Annotated in this window: 15 protein-coding genes; 5 read left to right on the forward strand and 10 right to left on the reverse strand. The window is 72.4% G+C overall.

Features of this window, described 5'->3' with window-relative positions; translation table 11 throughout:
- Nucleotides 1-2: 2 nt before the first annotated feature.
- The gene (locus GLX25_RS01370; protein ID WP_205719796.1) at nt 3-1,391 is read left to right on the forward strand and encodes a hypothetical protein; all 1,389 of its coding nucleotides are present in this window, start codon (nt 3-5) and stop codon (nt 1,389-1,391) included.
- Nucleotides 1,392-1,401: 10 nt separating this feature from the next.
- On the opposite strand, the gene GLX25_RS01375 is transcribed toward GLX25_RS01370, so the two are convergent.
- From GLX25_RS01375 to GLX25_RS01400, 6 genes are all read right to left on the reverse strand, one after another.
- Nucleotides 1,402-1,776 (reverse strand): HNH endonuclease, encoded by a 375-nt coding sequence (locus tag GLX25_RS01375; protein ID WP_155840402.1) that lies wholly within the window; start codon nt 1,774-1,776, stop codon nt 1,402-1,404.
- A gap of 93 nt (nt 1,777-1,869) precedes the next feature.
- Nucleotides 1,870-4,773 (reverse strand): sulfatase-like hydrolase/transferase, encoded by a 2,904-nt coding sequence (locus GLX25_RS01380; RefSeq protein ID WP_155840403.1) that lies wholly within the window; start codon nt 4,771-4,773, stop codon nt 1,870-1,872.
- A gap of 78 nt (nt 4,774-4,851) precedes the next feature.
- Nucleotides 4,852-5,757: a serine hydrolase gene (locus tag GLX25_RS01385; protein ID WP_271192330.1), complete on the reverse strand. Its 906-nt coding sequence runs from the start codon at nt 5,755-5,757 to the stop codon at nt 4,852-4,854.
- Between the two features lie 96 nt (nt 5,758-5,853).
- Nucleotides 5,854-7,899 carry a M13 family metallopeptidase gene (locus GLX25_RS01390; RefSeq protein WP_155840404.1) on the reverse strand — a complete coding sequence of 682 codons (2,046 nt, stop codon included), beginning with the start codon at nt 7,897-7,899 and terminating at the stop codon, nt 5,854-5,856.
- A gap of 65 nt (nt 7,900-7,964) precedes the next feature.
- The gene (locus GLX25_RS01395) at nt 7,965-8,669 is read right to left on the reverse strand and encodes a potassium channel family protein (RefSeq protein ID WP_205719797.1); all 705 of its coding nucleotides are present in this window, start codon (nt 8,667-8,669) and stop codon (nt 7,965-7,967) included.
- Complete coding sequence (locus GLX25_RS01400) at nt 8,662-10,038, reverse strand: TrkH family potassium uptake protein (RefSeq protein WP_271192331.1); 1,377 nt, start codon at nt 10,036-10,038, stop codon at nt 8,662-8,664. The genes GLX25_RS01395 and GLX25_RS01400 overlap by 8 nt, the downstream gene beginning before the upstream one ends.
- Nucleotides 10,039-10,140: 102 nt before the next feature.
- Here GLX25_RS01400 and GLX25_RS01405 point away from each other — a divergent pair, with 102 nt between their 5' ends.
- The 4 genes from GLX25_RS01405 to GLX25_RS01420 all read left to right on the forward strand — a co-directional run bounded on the left by GLX25_RS01405 (nt 10,141) and on the right by GLX25_RS01420 (nt 15,068).
- Nucleotides 10,141-10,512 carry a YccF domain-containing protein gene (locus GLX25_RS01405; RefSeq protein ID WP_155840585.1) on the forward strand — a complete coding sequence of 124 codons (372 nt, stop codon included), beginning with the start codon at nt 10,141-10,143 and terminating at the stop codon, nt 10,510-10,512.
- Between the two features lie 122 nt (nt 10,513-10,634).
- On the forward strand, nt 10,635-12,782 hold the full coding sequence (locus GLX25_RS01410; RefSeq protein WP_155840406.1) for an acyltransferase family protein: 2,148 nt from the start codon (nt 10,635-10,637) through the stop codon (nt 12,780-12,782).
- 49 nt (nt 12,783-12,831) lie between these two features.
- Nucleotides 12,832-14,205 (forward strand): MATE family efflux transporter, encoded by a 1,374-nt coding sequence (locus GLX25_RS01415; RefSeq protein ID WP_155840407.1) that lies wholly within the window; start codon nt 12,832-12,834, stop codon nt 14,203-14,205.
- A 101-nt stretch (nt 14,206-14,306) separates the two neighbouring features.
- Nucleotides 14,307-15,068, forward strand: coding sequence for a head GIN domain-containing protein (locus tag GLX25_RS01420; RefSeq protein ID WP_155840408.1), 762 nt, complete (start codon nt 14,307-14,309; stop codon nt 15,066-15,068).
- 153 nt (nt 15,069-15,221) lie between these two features.
- Here the strand turns inward: GLX25_RS01420 and GLX25_RS01425 are convergent, their stop codons facing one another.
- The 4 genes from GLX25_RS01425 to tdh form a co-directional block, all read right to left on the reverse strand.
- Nucleotides 15,222-16,298, reverse strand: a complete 1,077-nt coding sequence (locus GLX25_RS01425; RefSeq protein ID WP_271192332.1) for a LacI family DNA-binding transcriptional regulator — start codon at nt 16,296-16,298, stop codon at nt 15,222-15,224.
- Nucleotides 16,299-16,542: 244 nt separating this feature from the next.
- Nucleotides 16,543-16,977, reverse strand: coding sequence for an SRPBCC domain-containing protein (locus tag GLX25_RS01430; protein WP_155840410.1), 435 nt, complete (start codon nt 16,975-16,977; stop codon nt 16,543-16,545).
- Nucleotides 16,978-17,170: 193 nt separating this feature from the next.
- Nucleotides 17,171-18,364 (reverse strand): glycine C-acetyltransferase, encoded by a 1,194-nt coding sequence (locus GLX25_RS01435; RefSeq protein WP_166548319.1) that lies wholly within the window; start codon nt 18,362-18,364, stop codon nt 17,171-17,173.
- Between the two features lie 2 nt (nt 18,365-18,366).
- Complete coding sequence (tdh, locus tag GLX25_RS01440) at nt 18,367-19,410, reverse strand: L-threonine 3-dehydrogenase (protein WP_155840411.1); 1,044 nt, start codon at nt 19,408-19,410, stop codon at nt 18,367-18,369.
- Nucleotides 19,411-19,485 lie beyond the last annotated feature (75 nt).

Here is a 19,485-nt window from a genome sequence, read left to right on the forward strand (position 1 = left end):
GCATGTCCACCGCCGAGTCGCCCCGGTCTCGGGCGCCCGAGCGCCCGACCCGGCGCGGGGCTGCGTCGACCGCCGCCCTGTGGTGGGCGACCGGCGTCGTCGCGGCGCTCATCGCCCTCGCGATCCTGGTGCCGGCGGTCACGGGCGTGGACGTGCACGTCAACTCGTTCCCGCCGCTGCACGCCGAGTGGATGCCGCGCCTCGGGCCCGGGACGATCCCGGCCCTGGTGCTCGCCGTCGCGGCCGCCCGATGGGGCGTCGGGCTCGCGCGACGAGTGCCGTGGCGCGCCCTCCTCTGGGTCGTCTTCGGGGCGAGCGCGCTCTGGATGGCGAGCCTGGCGTTCGTCGACACCGCCTCCGGCCTCGGCGCGATCCTCGCCTCCCGCCACGAGTACCTCCCCACGGCCGAGCAGGTCGTCGACGACGTGCCGGCGATGCTGCGCGAGTTCACCTCGCGCATCCCGTGGGACGCCCCCGACAACTGGCCGATCCACGTCGCCGGGCACCCGCCGGGCGCGCTGCTGTTCTTCGTGGCGCTCGTCCGCCTCGGGCTCGGATCGTGGGTCGTCGCGGGCGCCGTCGTCATCCTCATCGCGTCGACGACCGCGGTCGCCGTGCTCGTGGCCATGCGCCGTCTCGGGGCCGAGGTCGCGGCTCGGCGGGCCGCGCCGTTCCTCGCGATGGGACCGGCGGCGATCTGGACGGCGACGTCGGCCGACGCGGTCTTCGCGGCGACCGCCGCCTGGGGGCTCTGCCTGCTCGCGCACGCCGCGACGGCTTCGATGGCCCGCGCGCTCGCGTGGTGGGCCGTCGGCGCCGGCCTGCTGCTCGGGTGGTGCGTGATGCTCTCGTACGGGCTGCCGCTCCTCGGCGTCCTCTCGCTCACGGTGCTCGCCCTCGGCCGCTCCTGGTGGCCGCTGCCGTTGGCTGCGGCATCCGCCCTCGTCGTCGTGCTCGCGTTCGTGCCGTTCGGCTTCGCCTGGTGGGAGGCGTTCCCCGTCCTCGTCGAGCGGTACTGGGAGGGCGCCGCGGTCCGCCCCGGCTGGTACTGGACGTGGGCGAACCTGGCCGCGCTCGCCTGCACCGCCGGACCGGTCGTCGGCGCCGCGACGGCCTCGGCCGTGGGCGGTCTCGCGCGTTCCCTGCGCCATCGGCCCTCGGGCCGCGAGCTGCTCGTGGCATCCTCGCTCTCCGCGGCCGCGCTCGCGACCGTTCTCCTCGCGGACGCCTCGCAGATGAGCCGTTCGGAGGTCGAACGGATCTGGCTGCCGTTCGTGCCGTGGCTGCTCGTCGGCACCGCCCTCCTGCCCCTGCGCTGGCGGCGTGCGGGCTTCGTCGTGCAGCTCGGCTTCGCCCTCGTCGTCCAGCACCTGCTCCACACCGGATGGTGAGGTCTCGCGTTCAGGGCGAGTCGGCAGCGCCGAACCGGGCGGCGAGCATCCCGACCACCTCACGGTGCCGCAGCAGGAACGCCGGTTCGTCGAGCCGCTTGCGGCGGAGCCATCCGGTCACCTCGTCGTTGCACTTGCTCGCGTTGCACGACCGGCACGCCGGCACGACGTTCTCGAGCGTGTACCGCCCGCCCCGCGACAGCGGCAGCACGCAGTCGCGCTGGAGCGCGCCGGGCTCTGCGGGCATCGCGCCGCAGTACGCGCATCCCGCCCACGCCTCGCGGAGTGCGAGCCACTGCTCGGCCGTCAGGTCGTTGTCGGCCGCGTCCATCCGACGCTTCCGGCGGCGCTGGGCCCGCGCCCGCCTCGTCCGGGCCACTGCCATGCGGTGATCGTACCCGCCGATCGACCGCGCGCCCGGCACGCCGGACGGGGGTCCCGCCGTCGCGCAGGCTCGGCGAGATCCCCGCACGGGAGCTCAGCCCGCGGCGGCAGCCCCCATCCCCGTGGCGCCGGACTCGTGATGCAGGCGCTGCTCGACCGAGTGCGGCGCGGGTTCGAGGTCGAACACGACGTCGCGGACGCGTCCGGTGAACGCGTACGGCGCCCGGTCGCGGTAGGCCCGGTCGACGACGAGGCCGTTGTCGCGGCCGATGTCCATGCCCGCGTACGACGAGAACGCGACCGGGACCGTGCGGTCGATCCGCCCGCCGCCGATCTGCTCGTCTCCCGCCCAGAGCGTGACGTCGCCGCCGGTTCCGGGCGTGTGCTCGTCCGCGTCGAACCGCATCCGCACGACCACCTCCCCCGTCGGGACCGGCCGGTCCGAGACCTGCCGGTACTGCTCGACTCCGAGCATCGAGTACGTGTGGTGCAGGCGCCCCTCGCCGTCCATCCACAGCGCGAAGCCCCCGATCTCGTCGGCATTCGCGACGATCACGCCCTCCGCACCGCCCTCGGGCACCTCGAGCCGGGCCTCGATCGCGTACGAGCGGCCGTAGATCCGCGGGATCATGCCCCGCTGCACGTTCTGCACGTCGCCCGCGAAGGTGTACCTCGTGTGGGTCGGCATGGGCGGCAGCATCCCGAAGAACACCGCGAACCCACCGAGCAGCGGCAGGACCCGGTTGCGCTCCGCCTCCTGCCAGAACAGCTCCTTCAGCTCGGCGAGCCGCTCCGGGTGCTCGGCCGCGAGGTCGTTCGCCTGGCTGAAGTCGTCCGGCAGGTAGTACAGCTCCCAGGTGTCCTGGTCCGGGTCGTAGACGCCCGGGGCGAACCTCGCGATCGTCGCCGGCGAGAAGTCCCACGGCACGCGGTCGAGCCGCGCGCACGCCCACCAGCCGTCCTTGTAGATCGCGCGGCTGCCGAACGACTCGAAGTACTGCACGTCGTGGCGCTCCTCGGCGTCGGCGTCCTCGAACGTGTACAGGAAGCTCGTGCCGTCCATGGGCTCCTGCTCCACCCCATCGACGAGCCTCGCCTCGGGCAGCCCGATCGCCTCGAGGATCGTGGGGCCGATGTCGATGCAGTGCGTGAACTGCGAGCGCAGCTCGCCCCCGCCCGGGATGCGACCGGGCCACGCCACGACCATGGGATCCCGCGTACCGCCGAGGTGGCTTCCGGTCTGCTTGCCCCACTGGAACGGCGCGTTGCCGGCCCACCCCCACGCTGCGGCGTAGTGCGGCGCGGTGTCCACCCCGCCGAGGTCCTCGATGCCCCCGTGGTCCTCGATCAGGCGAAGCTGCTCGTCCGGGCGGAGCGGGATCCCGTTGAGGAAGGTCAGCTCGTTGAACGAGCCCGTGATGGTGCCCTCCATGCTGGCCCCGTTGTCGCCCCAGATGTAGAAGATGAGGGTGTCGTCGGTCTCGCCCATCTCGTCGATCGCGTCGAGGAGGCGGCCGACGTTCCAGTCGGCGTTCTCGGAGTACCCGGCGAAGACCTCCATCTGCCGCGCGTAGAGCTTCCGCTCGTCGGCCGAGAGGCTGTCCCAGGCCGGGAACAGGTCCGGTCGCTCCGTGAGCTCCGCGTCCGCGGGGATCACGCCGAGCTGCTTCTGGCGGTCGAAGACGACGCGACGGTACTCGTCCCATCCGCCGTCGAACTTCCCGCGATAACGGTCGGCCCACTCGGATTCCACGTGGTGCGGCGCATGGGCGCACCCGGTCGAGTAGTACATGAACCAGGGCTTCTCCGAGTCCTGGGCCCGCGCGGCGTGCAGCCACTCGACGGCCTTGTCGGTGAGGTCGTCGGGGAAGTAGTACTGCGCCCCGTCCTCGCCGACGGGTACCCCGAGCGTCGAGTTGTCCTGGGTCACGATCGGGTCGTACTGGCCGGCCGCCCCGCTGAGGAAGCCCCACCAGTGGTCGAAGCCCCATCCGGTTGGCCACCGGTCGAACGGTCCCGCAGCGCCCTGCACGTGGTCGGGGGTGAGGTGCCACTTGCCGAACCCGCCCGTGAGGTAGCCGTTCTCCTTGAGCAGGCGTGCGAGCGGTGCACAGCTCTTCGGGACCGACGCCGTGTAGCCCGGGAACGGACCCGGGAACTCGGCGATCGAGCCGAATCCCACGCGGTGCTGGTTGCGCCCCGTCAGCAGCGCGGAGCGCGTCGGCGAGCAGATCGCCGTCACGTGGAAGCGGTTGTACGTGAGTCCCATCCGTTGCACGCGCGTCATGTTCGGCGTGTCCACGAGCCCGCCGAACGTACTCGGGTTGCCGAAGCCCGCGTCGTCGATCAGCACGATGAGCACGTTCGGCGAGCCGGGCGGCGGCTTCGGCGAGCCGACGATCGTCCAGTCGGCGACGGATGCGTCGACGGTTCGTCCGATGGTGCCGCCGAAGGCGGGGTCGGGCATCGGCAGGACCGTGCGGTCCGGGGCGAACTTGCCCATCGCCTCCGCGAGCGCGTCCTTCAACGCCGAGAGGCTCGTCCGGTCGGACTCGACGACGGACTTCGCCGGTGAGCCGGGAAGCGCCTGCTCCACGGCGAGCCGCTGGGAGGCGTCGAACACCGCGATGATCCCGGCGGATCCGGGGGGCAGGTTGCTGCCGATCCGGTCCCCGATCCCGGAGGTCAGCCGATGCTCGGTGAACCGGCCGGCGACGGCGCCGCCGGCTGTGCCGAGCGCCACGGACGCCAGGAGCGGCGGCGACAGCAGGCCGACGGCGACGCCGACGCCGGCGCCCCAGCCCGCCCCCTTGCGGCCCAGGTGGCTGCCGGTGTCGGCGACGGTGATCTCGCCGTCCGCGTCGTGCAGAACGAGGATCGCCCCCTCGATCTTCAACCGCTTCGCCGCGACACCTTCGACCAGCCCGTCGAAGTCCGTGCGTGCGGCCCCCAGGTCCTGGTATCCCGCGACCAGCACGTCCGTGATGTCCCCGTCCATGATTCCCCCTCGATCGACGACGGCCCGACGTTACGTCGCCGGCGACCTCGCCACGGGGACCTTGGGCCCGGCGTTCGATCAGTGCACGTACTCGAGCAGGTCGGCCCCGACGCGGCGCATGCCGTCGAGCACCGCGAGGCGCGACGCGAGCTGCGTGTCGGCGAAGTACATCGAGACCGCGTAGGCCACGCCCGCGCGGGGCCCGCGCAGCACGCCGACCTCGCTGCGTACGCCGCCGTCGGTGCCGGTCTTGTTCATGAGGAGCAGGCCGTGGTCGGGCGTGCGGTGGGCGAGCGGGTCGAGGCCGAACGCCGAGGCGACCATCGAGAGGTCGGCGTTGAGCGAGAGCCAGCCGACGACGCGCTGCGAGACCTCGGGGCTCACGATCTCGCCGCGAGCGAGCGAGGCGAAGAGCCAGGTCAGCTCCTTGGCCGAGCCGATCGACAGCTGCGGCGCGTCGTCGGGGCCGCGGTGGTCGCGCACGAGGTCGAGCAGCGCCGTGCGGGTGAGCCCGAGCGTCTCGGTGCGCGAGCGCACCGACTCGAGCCCGATGTGGCGGATGAGGACGTTCGTGGCGAGGTTGTCGCTCGTCGCGCCGACCATCGCCGCGAGGTCGGACATGGGCAGCGAGGGCGTCTGGAGGTGCTGCCAGATGCCCGAGTCGCCGACCGCGTCGCGCGGCGCGCGATCGAGCACGGTGAACGCCTCGGGACTCGCGTGCCCGAGGCGCGAGGCGACCTCGACGAGCAGCAGCACCTTGCCGATCGAGGCGGTCGGCATGACCACGTGGTCGTCGACCGAGAACAGCACGCGACCCGTCGCCAGGTCGGTCGCACGCGCCGACACCTGCACGCCGCCGAGCGCGAGCTCACCGAGCGAGTCGAAGCCACGCGAGAAATCCTCGACATGTTCGTCGGTGCGGTGGCGGCTTCGTCGGAAGGATGCGTGCCGAGCACGGCGCTCGGAACCCTGGGACGAGGTCACCACGACAGGAACAGCGGCTTTCGTTCGGGTCTCGCGCTCCCCCACCGCGGCATCGCGGCGCGCTCGACGGGATCGGACGGGGTCTGGGGTGAGGTGCTACCAGATGCGGACGCGGTCGGCCGGGTCGAGCCAGAGCTCGTCATCGGGCGTGACCTCGAAGCCAGTGTAGAACTCATCGATGTTGCGGACGATCTGGTTGCACCGGAATTCGTTCGGCGAGTGCGGGTCGATCGCGAGCAGCCGCTCGACCTCGGCGTCGCGGCCCTTCATCTGCCAGGCCTGCGCCCACGAGAGGAAGAACCGCTGCGCGCCGCTCATGCCGTCGATCACGGGCGCCTTCCTGCGGCCGAGCGAGAGCAGGTACGCCTTCCACGCGATCGCGAGTCCGCCGAGGTCGCCGATGTTCTCGCCGATCGTGAGCGCGCCGTTGACGTGCGCGGGCGCGCCCGCGGCATCCGCCTCACCCGCTTCGCCGGAGGCGTCGGAGGCGTCGGCGTCGCCGGAGGCGTCGGACCCGTCGCCGTCGAGGAGCTGCGCCGGCACGAGCACGTCGTACTGCTCGATGAGCGTCTTCGTGCGCTCCTCGAACGCGGCGCGGTCGTCCGCGGTCCACCAGTCGATGAGCCGGCCGTCGCCGTCGAAGCGCGAGCCCTGGTCGTCGAAGCCGTGGCCGATCTCGTGCCCGATGACCGCGCCGATCGCACCGTAGTTCGCCGCGGCGTCGCGGGTCTCGTCGAAGAACGGGAACTGCAGGATGGCGGCGGGGAAGACGATCTCGTTGAAGCCCGGGTTGTAGTAGGCGTTGATCGTCTGCGGCGTCATGAACCACTCGTCGCGGTCGATGGGCTTCCCGATCTTGCCGAGCTGCCGCTGGAACTCGAACTCGGCGGCCGCGCGCACGTTCCCGACGAGGTCGGACGCCGAGACCTCGAGCGTCGAGTAGTCGCGCCACTTCACCGGGTACCCGATCTTCGGCGTGAACTTCTCGAGCTTCTCGAGCGCCTTCGCGCGCGTCTCCTCGCCCATCCAGTCGAGCCCGGTGATCGAGTCGCGGTACGCCTCGACGAGGTTTCCGACGAGTTCGTCCATCGCGGCCTTCGCCGCGGGCGGGAAGTGGCGTTCGACGTAGATGCGGCCGACGGCCTCGCCCATGGCGCCCTCGACGAACGACACGGCCCGCTTCCACCGCTCGCGCAGCTGCGGCGTGCCGGTGAGCGCGCGCCCGTAGAAGTCGAAGTTCTCCTCGACGAACGCGCTCCCGAGGTACGGTGCCGCGGCGTGCACGACCTGCCACGCCAGCCAGTCGCGCCAGGCGGGCAGGCGGTCGACGGTCATCAGCGCGCCGAGCCCCTCGACGAAGCTCGGCTGCCGCACGACGAGTTCGGCGAAGGCGCCGTCGGGGACGCCCATGGCGTCGCGCCAGAGGTCGAGGTCGACGGATGACGCGTCCGCGACGTCGGACCACGGCATCAGGTTGTAGGTCTTCTGGCTGTCGCGCGAGTCGACGTTCGTCCAGTGGACCTTCGCGATCTCGGTCTCGAGGTCGAACACGCGCTGCGCGCGCGCTGCCGCGTCGTCGAGCGCGGCGAGCCCGAACATCCGCTCGAGGTGACCGAGGTACTTCTCGCGGACGGGCGCGAAGCGCTCCTCGCGGTAGTAGCTCTCGTCGGGCAGGCCGATGCCGCCCTGCTCGACGAAGACGAGGTAGCGCTCGGGGTCGCCGGGGTCGTTGTCGACGAAGAGCTGGGCGAAGCCGCCGACGCCCTGCCGTTCGAGGCGCCCGATCGCCTCGAGCAGCTGGGCGACGGTGCCCGGCAGCGAGGCCTCGACGAGCTGGCTCGCGATCGGGGTCGCGCCGAGCATCTCCGCACGTTCCTCGTTCATGAACGACGCGTACAGGTCGCCGACCTTGCGCGCCTCGGTGCCCGGCTCCGCGGCCCGGGCCTCCTCGATGATCTCGCGGACGGCCCGCTCGGCCTCCTCGTAGAGCACGATGAAGCTGCCGTACCGGGCCTTGTCGTCGGGGATCTCGGTGCGGTCGATCCACTTGCCGTTGACATGGCGGAAGAGGTCGTCCTGCGGACGCACGTCGGCGTCGAGTTCGTCGAGGATGATGCCGCTGGGCTTCGTCGCATCGCTCATCCCCACAGCCTAGGCGGCACCCGGCCGGCAGTGCTGAGCGGATGCCGCGAACGGCGCGCGGCACGTCACCTGAGCTGCGCGAACCCCTCCGCCTTGCGCGTCGGACCGACGATGAGCACCGTGTCGCCCGGACCGAGCACGGTTTCGGCGTCGGCGTTGCGCCACTCCTCGCCGGGCCGCTTGAACGCGGCGACCGTGACGCCGAGCTCCTTGCGCAGCGCCGTCTGCCCGAGCGGCACGCCGTGGAGACGCGCCGGCGGGGCGGTCTTGACGATCGCGTAGCCCTTCTCGATCTCGATGTAGTCGAGTGCGGCGCCGCGGACGAGGTGCGCGACGCGGCGACCCATCTCGGCCTCCGGGCGGATCACGTGGTGCACGCCGAGCTGCTCGAGGATCACGGCGTGCTGCTCGGTCACGGCCTTGGCCCAGATCACCGGGATCTTCATGCCCAGGAGCACCGAGCACGTCAGGATCGACGCGGTGATGTCGCTGCCGATCGCGACGACGACCCGGTCGAACTCGTCGACCGCGAGCTGCTTCAGCACCTCGGACTTCGTCGAGTCGGCGCGGACCACCTGGGTCAGCTCGCCGTTCAGCGCCTGCACGATCTCCTCGTCGGCGTCGATGCCGAGCACCTCGGTGCCGCCCGCCATGAGCTCGAGGGCGAGCGAGCTGCCGAAGCGGCCGAGTCCGATCACGGCGACCGAGTCGGCCTCGGCGATGCGGCGCGACGTGTCGCTCGCGCCGCCGAACAGGGTGAACCTAGCCAATGGCGGGCCTCTCCTTCGGGAGTTCGTAGAGGATGCGCTTGTCGCGCAGTGCGATCGCCGAACCGAGCGTCAGCAGTCCGATGCGGCCGAGGAACATGAGCACCACGAGGATGAGCTGGGCGGTCGGCGGCAGGTCGCCCGTGATGCCGGTCGACAGCCCGACGGTCGCGAACGCCGAGACGGCCTCGAACGCGACGAGGTCGAGGTCGAGCTTCGTGAGGTGCATCAGCAGGATGATCGCCGCCATCACGGCACCCACCGCGACGAGCGCGACCGTGATCGCCTGCCGGTGCACGGCCCGGCTCAGGCGCTTGCCGAAGATGTTGACGGCGCCCTCGCCGCGGAACTCGGTCATCAGGATGAAGAAGAGCACCGCGAACGTCGTCACCTTGATGCCGCCGGCGGTGCCGGCCGGGCCGCCGCCGATGAACATGAGCACGTCCATCACGACCCAGCTCTCGTCGTGCATCTGGCCGACGTCGATGCTGTTGAACCCCGCGGTGCGGGTCTGCGTGGACATGAAGAACGCGGCGAGCAGCTTCGCGCCCGGCGCCAGCGGGCCGAACGTGCCCTCGTTGTCCCACTCGGCGATCGCGAGGTACGCCGTGCCGCCGACGAGCAGCACGATCGTGCCCCACAGCACGAGCTTGGTGTTCATCGACCAGTGCAGCGGCCGCGTGAACTCCTTGCGCAGCTGCATGATGACGGGGAAGCCGAGGCCGCCGAGGATGATCGCCACGGACATCGGGATGCAGATGAACGGGTCGGCGACGAAGTCGATCATGTTGTCCGAGTACAGCGCGAAGCCCGCGTTGTTGAACGACGAGACCGAGTGGAACAGCGCGTGCCACGCGGCATCCGCCGGGCTGTAGTCGTAGCCGAAGAGGAACCGCGGGAACAGGAACAGCCAGGTCAGGCCCTCGATGGCGAACGAGATCAGCACGATCCCGCGGACGAGGCCGCGCACGTCGTCGTACCCGACCGCCTTCGCCTCGGCCGCCGTGTTGAGGCGCGATCGCACGCTCATCTTGCGCGCGAGCACCAGGCCGATGAGCGAGGCGAAGATCATGATGCCGAGGCCGCCGAGCTGGATGAGCAGCATGATCACGACGTGCCCGAGCGGACTCCAGTGCAGCTCGGTGTCGACGACGGTGAGGCCCGTCACGCAGACGGCGCTCGTGGCCGTGAAGAGCGCGTCGATGAAGCTCGTGCCGCCCGGCTCGAGCGTCATCGGCGGCAGCCAGAGGAGGAGGGTGCCGACGATGACGGCGGCGGCGAAGCCGACCACGACGGTTTGGGCCGGGTGGAGACGGATGCCCCGTCGGAAGCGGTGCGGCCGCCGTTCGCGGACCGACCCTCTGAAGGTCACCGCGGAATCATACGCCCGTCGCGCTCGCGCGCAACCCATGTCCGGTCCACGGGGGTCAACCCGATTCCGCGGGCCGTCGGGCGATGCGATGATCGGGCCATGCTGAACACGATCCTGAACGTCGTCTGGCTGGTCCTCGCGGGCATCTGGCTGTGGATCGGCTACATGCTCGCCGGCCTGCTCATGTGCATCCTCATCGTGACGATCCCGTGGGGCATCGCGTCGTTCCGCATCGCGAACTACGCGCTCTGGCCGTTCGGCCGGCAGGTCGTGTCCAAGCCGACGTCGGGCGCCTGGTCGTTCATCGGCAACGTCGTCTGGGTGCTGCTCGCGGGCTGGTGGCTCGCCCTCGAGCACCTCGTCACGGGCGTCATCATGTGCCTCACCATCATCGGCATCCCGCTCGGCATCGCGAACTTCAAGCTGATCCCGGTCTCGCTCGCACCGCTCGGCAAGGAGATCGTCGACGCGTAGCCGACGCGTCGACGTCGCCGTGGCGGCGTCCCGGTGAACGGCGGGCGAACTCCCCGTCGGTTCCAGCGGATGCCCAGCCGGAACCGGTTGCATCCTCGGCCACCGCGCCTAGCGTGATCCCGATGGGGGATTCGACGAGCGTGCTGCGGCAGCGCTCCGCACGGCCGCGCGGCGGGTTCCGCCCCGACGTCCAGGGGCTCCGCGCGATCGCGGTGCTGCTCGTGGTCGTCTACCACGCGGGCGTCGGGCTCCTGCCGGGCGGCTACGTCGGCGTGGACGTGTTCCTCGTCGTCTCCGGCTTCCTGATCACCGGGCACCTGATCGGATCGCTCGCGGACCGAGGGCGGATCGACCTGTCCGACTTCTTCGCGCGCCGTGCGCGCCGCATCCTGCCCGCGGCGCTCGCCGTCGCCGCCGCCACGGTCGCGATCGCCCTCGTCGTCGTGCCGCCGCTGGAGCACGCCCGACTGCTGGGCGACGCGGCCGCGGCCGTGCTGTACGTGCCCAACGTGCTCTTCGCAGTGCAGGGCACCGACTACCTCGCCGAGGAGGCGCCGAGCCTCTTCCAGCACTACTGGTCGCTCGGCGTCGAGGAGCAGTTCTACCTCGCATGGCCCGTGCTGCTCGGCGTCGTCGCGACCGTGGTGCTCGGCCGCCTCGGACGACCGCGTCGGGGCGGCGCACGGTGGTCGCGGCTGCGCCCGCGGGCGGACCGGCTCGGCTCGGACGGCCTCGGCCCGGCGCGACTCGTCGTCGGCGCGACCGCTGCGGTCGTGCTCGTCGCATCGCTCGCCACCGCCGTGGCGCTCACCGCCTCGTCGCCCTCCTGGGCGTTCTTCGGCCTGCACGCCCGGGCCTGGGAATTCGCAGCGGGCGGCCTGCTCGCGGCGGTGCTCGCGATCCGGCCCCGGTGGGTCGACGGATGGCTCGGCGCCGCCCTGGGCTGGCTCGGCGTCGTCGGCATCGCGACGGCCGCCCTCGCCTATACCGGCGACCTCGCGTACCCCGGCTGCTGGGCGGTGCTGCCGGTCGCCGGTGCGGCCCTCGCGATCGCGGGCGGCGACTCGGCGCATCCGGCGTCGATCCGGCGGGTCATGAGCGTCAGGGCGATGGTGTTCGTGGGCACGATCTCCTACTCCCTGTACCTCGTGCACTGGCCAATGCAGACGATCCCGGAGGCCACGCTCGTCACCGGCGGCTCGCTGCCGCCCGAGGTGCGCCTCGCGCTCGCGGCGGCGAGCGTCCCGGTCGCCTGGCTCGTGCACCGGTGGGTCGAGACCCCGTTCCGGACGCCGCGGCCCGAGCGACGCCGTCCCCCGGTCGTCGTCGCCGCGACAGGCGTGGTCGCCTCGGCGGCGCTCGCGGTCGGATGCCTCGCCGTGGCGTCGTTCGGCACCTCGCGCGAGATCGTCGGCGATGCGTCCGCTCCCGACGACACGATCGCCCCGCCGCCGATCGCCAGTTCGCCGAGCCCCGACCGGCCGGTCGACGCGGACGTGGTGCCCTCCCTCGCGGGCGCCGAACACGACCTTCCCTCGATCATGGAGACCGGCTGCCAGCTCGGGCGTGCGGGGACCGACCCGACCGGGTGCAGCTTCGGCGACCGGGGACCGTCCGTCGCGACCTTCGGCGACTCGCACATGGCGCACTGGGTCCCCGCCTTCCAGGAACTCGCCGACCGCGGGCTCATCCGACTCACCAACCACTCGAAGAGCTCGTGCCCGTCGATCGACATCCCCGCGACGTTCCGCGGATCGGGCGCGTACCCCGAGTGCGACACGTGGCGCGCGGCCGTGCTCGACGGGCTCCGCACCGACCCACCCGACCTCGTCGTGCTCGCCAACTACGCCGGCAACGACTTCGCGGTACCGCGCGACGAAGTCGCCGAGCGCTGGCGTGCGGGCCTCGAGCGCACGATCGCGGCGCTCCCGCCGACGAGCGCCGTCGTCGTCATCGCGGACACCCCCGACCTCGGCTTCAACCCGGCCACGTGCCTGTCGGTCCACCTCGAGGACGCCTCGCCGTGCGCGCCGACGCGCGCGAGCGCGCTCGACGAGGCCGCGCGTGCGGCGGAACGCGAGGCGACCGAGCGCTCCGGCGCCGCGCTGCTCGACCTCACGGACTGGTTCTGCGACGACCGTCGGTGCCCGCCGGTCTCGGGCGACGTGCTCGTGTACCGCGACAGCCACCACGTCACCGCGACGTTCGCGCGCGGCATGGCGCACGTGATCGGCACGGAGCTCGGAGTCGTGACGACACCGTCGGACTGAGCGGTCCGCACGCCGCGGTGTCAGCCGTCGCGCGTAGGCTCATCGCTCGATGAGCACCACCACCCCGCGCTCCCGACCGGCCGCACGCCGTGCGGTCGACCGCGACATCCTGCGACTCGCCGTCCCCGCGCTCGGCGCGCTCATCGCCGAACCGCTGTTCCTGCTCGCCGACACCGCGATGGTCGGGCACCTCGGCGCGGCGCCCCTCGCGGGCCTCGGCCTCGCGAGCGCCGTGCTGCAGACGATCGTCGGCCTGATGGTGTTCCTCGCGTACGCGACGACCCCGTCGGTCGCACGGCGACTGGGTGCGGGCGACGAGCGCGGCGCCGTCGCGGCCGGCATCGACGGCCTCTGGCTCGCGCTCGGGCTCGGCGCCCTGCTCGCCCTCGCCGGGTGGTTCGCCGCACCGATGCTCGTGGGCGCCTTCGGCGCCTCCGCCGACGTCGCCGCCGAGGCATCCGTCTACCTCGCGATCTCGATGGCGGGCCTGCCGGCGATGCTCGTCGTGTTCGCCGCGACCGGCCTGCTGCGCGGCCTGCAGGACACCCGCACCCCGCTGTGGGTCGCCGGCCTCGGCTTCGCGGCGAACATCGCGCTCAACGCGCTCTTCATCTACGGCCTCGGCTGGGGCATCGCGGGGTCGGCGATCGGCACCGTGGTCGCGCAGTGGGGCATGGTGCTCGTCTACCTCGTCGTGGTCGCGCGCCATCGCGCCCGCGTCGGCGCGAGCCCGTGGCCGCACCACGCGGGCGTGCTGCGCGGCGCGCGCGACGGCGGGTGGCTGTTCCTGCGCACGGCGAGCCTGCGCGTGGCGCTGCTGCTCGCGACGTGGGCGGCGACCTCGCTCGGGCGCGACGAGCTCGCGGCCTACCAGGTCGCGATCACGATCTACTTCACGCTCGGGTTCGCGCTCGACGCGCTCGCGATCGCCGCGCAGGCGCTCATCGGCAAGGGGCTCGGCGCCGGCGACGTCGACGTGGTGCGAGCCGTGCTCCGACGGTGCATCGAGTGGGGCGTCGGCGCGGGCGCGGTCATCGGCGCCCTCGTCGTCGCGACCGCGTGGGTGCTGCCGGCGGTCTTCACCTCGTCGGCCGAGGTCGCGGCGCTGCTGCCGCCCTCGCTCGTCGTGCTCGGCCTGTCGGCGCCGCTCGGCGGCCTCGTGTTCGTGCTCGACGGCGTGCTCATCGGCGCGGGCGACGCCCGCTACCTCGCGTGGACGGGCCTGGTCAACCTCGCCGCGTTCGTCCCGATGGCGTTCGGCGTCGTCTGGTGGGCGGATGCCTCCGGCGCCGCCGTCTCCGGCGCGGCGGCGCTCGCGGCGCTCACCGCCGCGTTCTCGCTCGGCTACCTCGCCGCGCGCGCCGTCACGCTCTCACTGCGGGCGCGCGGGCGGGCGTGGATGGTGACGGGCGCGCCGGCCTGACCGTCGCCCCGCGCGAGACCGTGCCCCCGCGTGACCAATGGCCCGTCCGTGCGCGCACGCACGGCCTAGGTTCGAGGCAGCGCCGTTCGAAGGAGGCCGACATGCCCGCGCGTCGCGCCCTGCCCCGCCCCGCCGTCCACGCCCCGAACCGTGCGATCGCCCGCACCTCGGCGGCGATCCTCGCCGCCGGCGTGCTCGTGGGGCTCACCGCGTGCGTGCCCTTCGTCACGGCCGGCGACACCCGCACCGAGACGCGGGAGATCGACGACGCGTCGGGCGTCGTGCTCCGCGGCGCGGGCGACATGACGATCCGGCTCGGCGAGTCGCCGTCGCTCACCGTGACGGGCGGCGAGAACGTGCTCGACCGCCTCACGACCGAGGTGGAGGGCGACCAGCTCGTGATCGACGTCCAGCGCGGCCCGATCGTCGTCGGCGCGCGCGACCTGGTCTTCGACATCACCCTGACCTCGCTCGAGTCGGTCCTCATCTCGGGCTCCGGCGACGTGACCGCCGAGTTCGGCGACGCCGACGACGTGGCGCTCGAGATCCGCGGCTCGGGTGAGATCGAGACCGATGAGCTCGACGCGACATCCGTGCGCGCCTCGATCAGCGGGTCGGGGTCGATCGTGCCGTCCGGGACCACGGAGGAGCTCCAGGTCCAGGTCGACGGATCGGGTGACGTCGACGCCTCGCAGCTCCGCGCCGACAGCGCGCGCGTCGTGCTCTCGGGATCGGGTGAGATCTCGGTCGACGCGTCGGACTCGCTCGAGGTCGTGCTCTCGGGCAGCGGCACGGTGCGGTACTCGGGGCGTCCGGAGATCCGCAGCACCGTCTCGGGCTCGGGCGAGATCACGCCGTCCTGAGCGGCGACGCCCGCCCCAGCCGATTCACGCCTCCTCCGCGAGCGCGTGTATCTCCGACGAGCGCGTTCGCGGACGCACGCGCGCTGGTCGGATGTACACGCGCTCGAGATGCGGAAGCGCGCCCCGAGCGCGGCTCGACCGAGCGTCGGGCGCTCAGGCGCGGGGCGGCGCGGTCGTGTCGCCCACGTGCAGCGTGCTCGTGAAGTCGGTGCCGGATGCCGCTTCGCCCGACAGCATGCGGACGATCGCCTCGCCAGCCGCGCGACCCTTCGCGACCGACGGCTGCACGAGCGTCGTCAGGTCGTGCTGGAGGCCGTCGACGCGGATGCCGTCGAACCCGATGACGCTGAGGTCGCCCGGCACCTCGAGGCCGAGTTCCTCAGCCGCCTGGATGACGCCGGCCGCGAGCAGGTCGGACTGCGCGATGATCGCGGTCGGCCGCGCCGCGGCATCCGCCAGCAGGGGGCGCGCCGCCTCGAGGCCCTCCTCGATCGAGCTCGCGCCCGCCACGCTCACCCGGATGCCGGGGAAGACGTCGCGCGCGCCGCGCAGCCGCTCGACGGCGGTGTCGACGGTCGCGCCGGCCTCGATCTCGGGCGTGAGCTCGCCGCGCGCGCGCGTGGGCTCGAACGGCAGCGTGACCGTCGCGACCTCAGTGTGCCCGAGCGCGCGCACGTGCTCCGCGCCGAGCCGCGTGGCCTCGCGGTTGTCGATCGTGATCTCGGGGATGTCGCCGCCGGGCGCGCCCTCGATGGCGACGAGCGGGATGCCGCGGCGCTGGAGCGCCTCGACCTGGCGGAAGAACTTCGGGCTGCAGCCGATCAGAACGACGGCGTCGACCGGGGCGGTGTCGAGGCTGACGGGCGCGTCGGGGTCGCCCGAGTCGGTGAAGAGGAGCAGGCCGGCGCCGAGCGGGGCGATGCCCTCGGTCAGTCCGTCGAGGGTCTGGATCTTCACCGGGTCGAGGAACGCGGCGCGCACCCGCTCCTCGAGGACGACGCCGACGATGCCTGAGCGGCCTCGGCGGAGCGACCTGGCGCGCGGGTCGGGGCCGGCGTAGCCGAGCTCGGATGCCGCGGCGAGGACGCGCTCCTTCGTGGCATCCGACACCGGGCCGGAGCCGCTGAAGGCGAGCGACGCCGTCGATGCGGACACGCCTGCGAGCGCGGCGACGTCGGCGAGCGTCACGCGCGTGGTGGCGGCGGTCGTGGCGGCGGGTTCGGGGCTCACCCTTCGATTGTACGGTCGAATCGATTCGAGGGCGCCCTGAGCCATTCCGGCGTTGGAGTTTGTGGGCCTTCCCTCGGTCTGTAGGACGCCGGCAGACCTTTGCGTCCTCCAAAGCGCCCATGGTCCTACAAAGCTGGCGAGGCGAGGCGAGGCGGCGCGAGGCGCGAGGCGCGGCGAGGCGAGGCGAGGCGATGCGGCGCGAGGCACGCGGGCAGGCGAGCGCGCGCGAGGCGGCGCCTCGGCGTCAGCCGCGCTCGGCGATCTCCTTGACCTTCGCGACGAGCGAGTCCCACATGCGCTTCGCGTGCGCCGCCGACTCGGGCGTCGCGTTGTTGTCCTGCGAGAGCGAGAGCACGGTCGGCGCATCGCCGCCGCCGTCGATCGTCCACGTGAGGGTGTGGTGGTCGTCGGGTTCGAGTCCGCTCGTGCGGCGGGGGCTGAAGTGCGTGTGCACGAGGCGATGCGGAGGGTCGATCTCGAGCACGGTCCCGTGGTCCTCGTAGGGCCGGCCCTGCCACTCGCCCCTCCACCGCAGCGCTCCGCCGACCATCCAGTCCGCGTCGAGCCGGGTGCCGAACATGTACTCGCGCGCCGCTTCGGGGTCGGTGATCACCGCCCACACGCGTTCCGGCGGCGCATCGATCTCGACCGCCGAGGTCACGACCAGGTCCTCCAGCATCTCCTGCCTCCCGTCGTCGTCGGGCGCCCGCTGCGCGGGGTCGGGTCGACCTCCGCGTCGACGCCGCAGACGGCCCGGAGCCGCCGGCGACGCGAGCCCCTCGCGCCCGACGCGGATCGCGCGTCGGCGCACTGCCGACGCTACGCCGACCGCGGCGAGTCCACAGCCCCCTTGCGCGCGACGGGCCGATCGATCACGCGGGCGCGCCCGCGAGCACGGCGTCGCGCGCCGCCGTGAACGCCGCGACGCAGCGACGGACCTCGTCCTCCGAGTGCGCGGCCGAGAGCTGCACGCGGATTCGCGCCCTGCCCTTCGGCACGACCGGGTACGAGAACGCGGTCACGTACACCCCGCGCTCCTGCAGCGCGTCGGCGATGCGCGCCGTGAGGGCGGCGTCGCCGAACATCACCGGCACGATCGGGTGCTCGCCCGGCAGCAGTTCGAAGCCGGCCTCGTCCATGAGCGACCGGAACAGCGCCGCGTTCGCGGTCAGCCGCTGCCGCAGTTCGCCCGACTCGCTCACCAGCCGCAGCGCCTCGATGGTGCCGGCGACGATCGCCGGCGCGAGCGTGTTCGAGAAGAGGTACGGCCGCGCGCGCTGCCGCAGCAGGTCGACGATCTCCTGCCGGGCGGCGACGTACCCGCCGGACGCCCCGCCGAGCGCCTTGCCGAACGTGCCGGTCGTGATGTCGACGCGCCCCTCGACGCCGCAGTACTCGGGCGTGCCACGCCCGTGGGCACCCACGAAGCCGACCGCGTGCGAGTCGTCGACGAACACGAGCGCGTCGTACTGCTCGGCCAGGTCGCAGATCGCGCGGAGGGGCGCGATGTACCCGTCCATGGAGAAGACCCCGTCGGTGACGATCACGCGGCGGCGCGCGCCCGACGCGGCGACGAGCTGCGCCTCGAGGTCGGCCAGGTCGCGGTTGCGGTACCGGAAGCGCTGCGCCTTGGAGAGGCGGATGCCGTCGATGATCGACGCGTGGTTGAGCTCGTCGGAGATGATCGCGTCATCCGGCCCGAAGAGCACCTCGAAGACGCCGCCGTTCGCGTCGAAGCACGACGAGAACAGGATGGTGTCGTCGTAGCCGAGGAAGTCGGACACCGCGCGCTCGAGCTCGAGGTGCAGCTCCTGCGTGCCGCAGATGAACCGGACGCTCGCGAGGCCGTAGCCCCACTCGTCGAGGCCGCGGTGCGCGGCGGCGACGATCCGCGGGTCGTCGGCGAGGCCGAGGTAGTTGTTGGCGCAGAAGTTCAGCACCGTGCGGCCCGCGACCTCGATCTCGGAGGACTGCGGTCCGTGGATGCCGCGCTCGCGCTTGGTCAGGCCCGCGGCCTCGATCTCGTCGAGCTCTGCGCGCAGCTGCTCCTTCACCGATCCGTACACGTTCAGACCTCCGTCCAGTCGAGGATGACCTTGCCGGCGCCGCCCGAGGCCGCGGCGTCGAAGGCCGCGCGCCACTCCCGCGCGGGGTAGCGGTCGCTGATGATGGATGCCACGCGCTCGCGCAGCTCGCTGCTGGTCTGCAGCATGGCGCTCATCGAGTTCCACGTCTCGAACATCTCGCGGCCGTAGATGCCCTTGAGCGTGAGCATATGGGTCACGACCTTGCCCCAGTCGATGGCGAAGGGCTCGCTCGGGAGGCCGAGCAGCGCGATCCGGCCGCCGTGGTTCATGTTGTCGATCATCTCGGGCAGCGCCTTCGCCGAGCCCGACATCTCGAAGCCGACGTCGAAGCCCTCGCGCATGCCGAGGCGCGGCTGCAGGTCGCGGACGCGCTCGCGCGACACGTCGACCGTGGCATCCGCCCCCATCTTCATCGCGAGCTCGAGGCGGGCGGGCGAGACGTCGGACGCGACGATGAAGCGGGCGCCGACGTGGCGGGCGACCGCGATCGACATCAGGCCGATGGGCCCGCAGCCGGTGACGAGCACGTCCTCGCCGACGAGCGAGAAGGCGAGCGCGGTGTGCACGGCGTTGCCGAACGGGTCGAAGATCGCGCCCACCTCGGGATCGACGTCGTCGTGGTGCACCCAGACGTTCTCGCCGGGCAGGACGATGAACTCCGCGAACGCGCCGTCGCGGTGCAGGCCCACGCCCTTGGTGCGGATGCACATCTGGCGGCGGCCCGCCCGGCAGTTGCGGCACATGCCGCACACGATGTGCCCCTCGCCGGAGACGCGATCGCCCACCGAGACGTCGTGCACGAGCTCGCCCACCTCGACGACCTCGCCGTAGAACTCGTGGCCGGCGATGAGGGGCGTTCGGATCTCGGACGAGCACCAGTCGTCCCACTGGTCGATGTGCAGGTCGGTGCCGCAGATGCCCGTGCGGAGCACCCGGATCTTGACGTCGGCCGGGCCCGTCTCGGGCTCGGGGCGGTCGACGAACTCGAATCCCGCGCCGGGCGCGGACTTGTACAGGGCCTTCATCGGCGTCGGTGTCCTGACTTCGTACGGGCGCCCACGGGGTGTGCGGGTGCCGGGCTCGCCCGCCGAGGGTCACGG

Source organism: Agromyces luteolus (assembly GCF_009729855.1).
Classification (GTDB): Bacteria; Actinomycetota; Actinomycetes; order Actinomycetales; family Microbacteriaceae; genus Agromyces; species Agromyces luteolus.

Bases quoted from the DNA above. Each gene is read 5' to 3' on its own strand.
- GLX25_RS01370 (WP_205719796.1), top strand. From the start codon at position 3: ATGTCCACCGCCGAGTCGCCCCGGTCTCGGGCGCCCGAGCGCCCGACC.
- GLX25_RS01375 (WP_155840402.1), bottom strand. From the start codon at position 1,776: ATGGCAGTGGCCCGGACGAGGCGGGCGCGGGCCCAGCGCCGCCGGAAG.
- GLX25_RS01380 (WP_155840403.1), bottom strand. From the start codon at position 4,773: ATGGACGGGGACATCACGGACGTGCTGGTCGCGGGATACCAGGACCTG.
- GLX25_RS01390 (WP_155840404.1), bottom strand. From the start codon at position 7,899: ATGAGCGATGCGACGAAGCCCAGCGGCATCATCCTCGACGAACTCGAC.
- GLX25_RS01410 (WP_155840406.1), top strand. From the start codon at position 10,635: ATGGGGGATTCGACGAGCGTGCTGCGGCAGCGCTCCGCACGGCCGCGC.
- GLX25_RS01415 (WP_155840407.1), top strand. From the start codon at position 12,832: ATGAGCACCACCACCCCGCGCTCCCGACCGGCCGCACGCCGTGCGGTC.
- GLX25_RS01420 (WP_155840408.1), top strand. From the start codon at position 14,307: ATGCCCGCGCGTCGCGCCCTGCCCCGCCCCGCCGTCCACGCCCCGAAC.
- GLX25_RS01430 (WP_155840410.1), bottom strand. From the start codon at position 16,977: ATGCTGGAGGACCTGGTCGTGACCTCGGCGGTCGAGATCGATGCGCCG.
- tdh (WP_155840411.1), bottom strand. From the start codon at position 19,410: ATGAAGGCCCTGTACAAGTCCGCGCCCGGCGCGGGATTCGAGTTCGTC.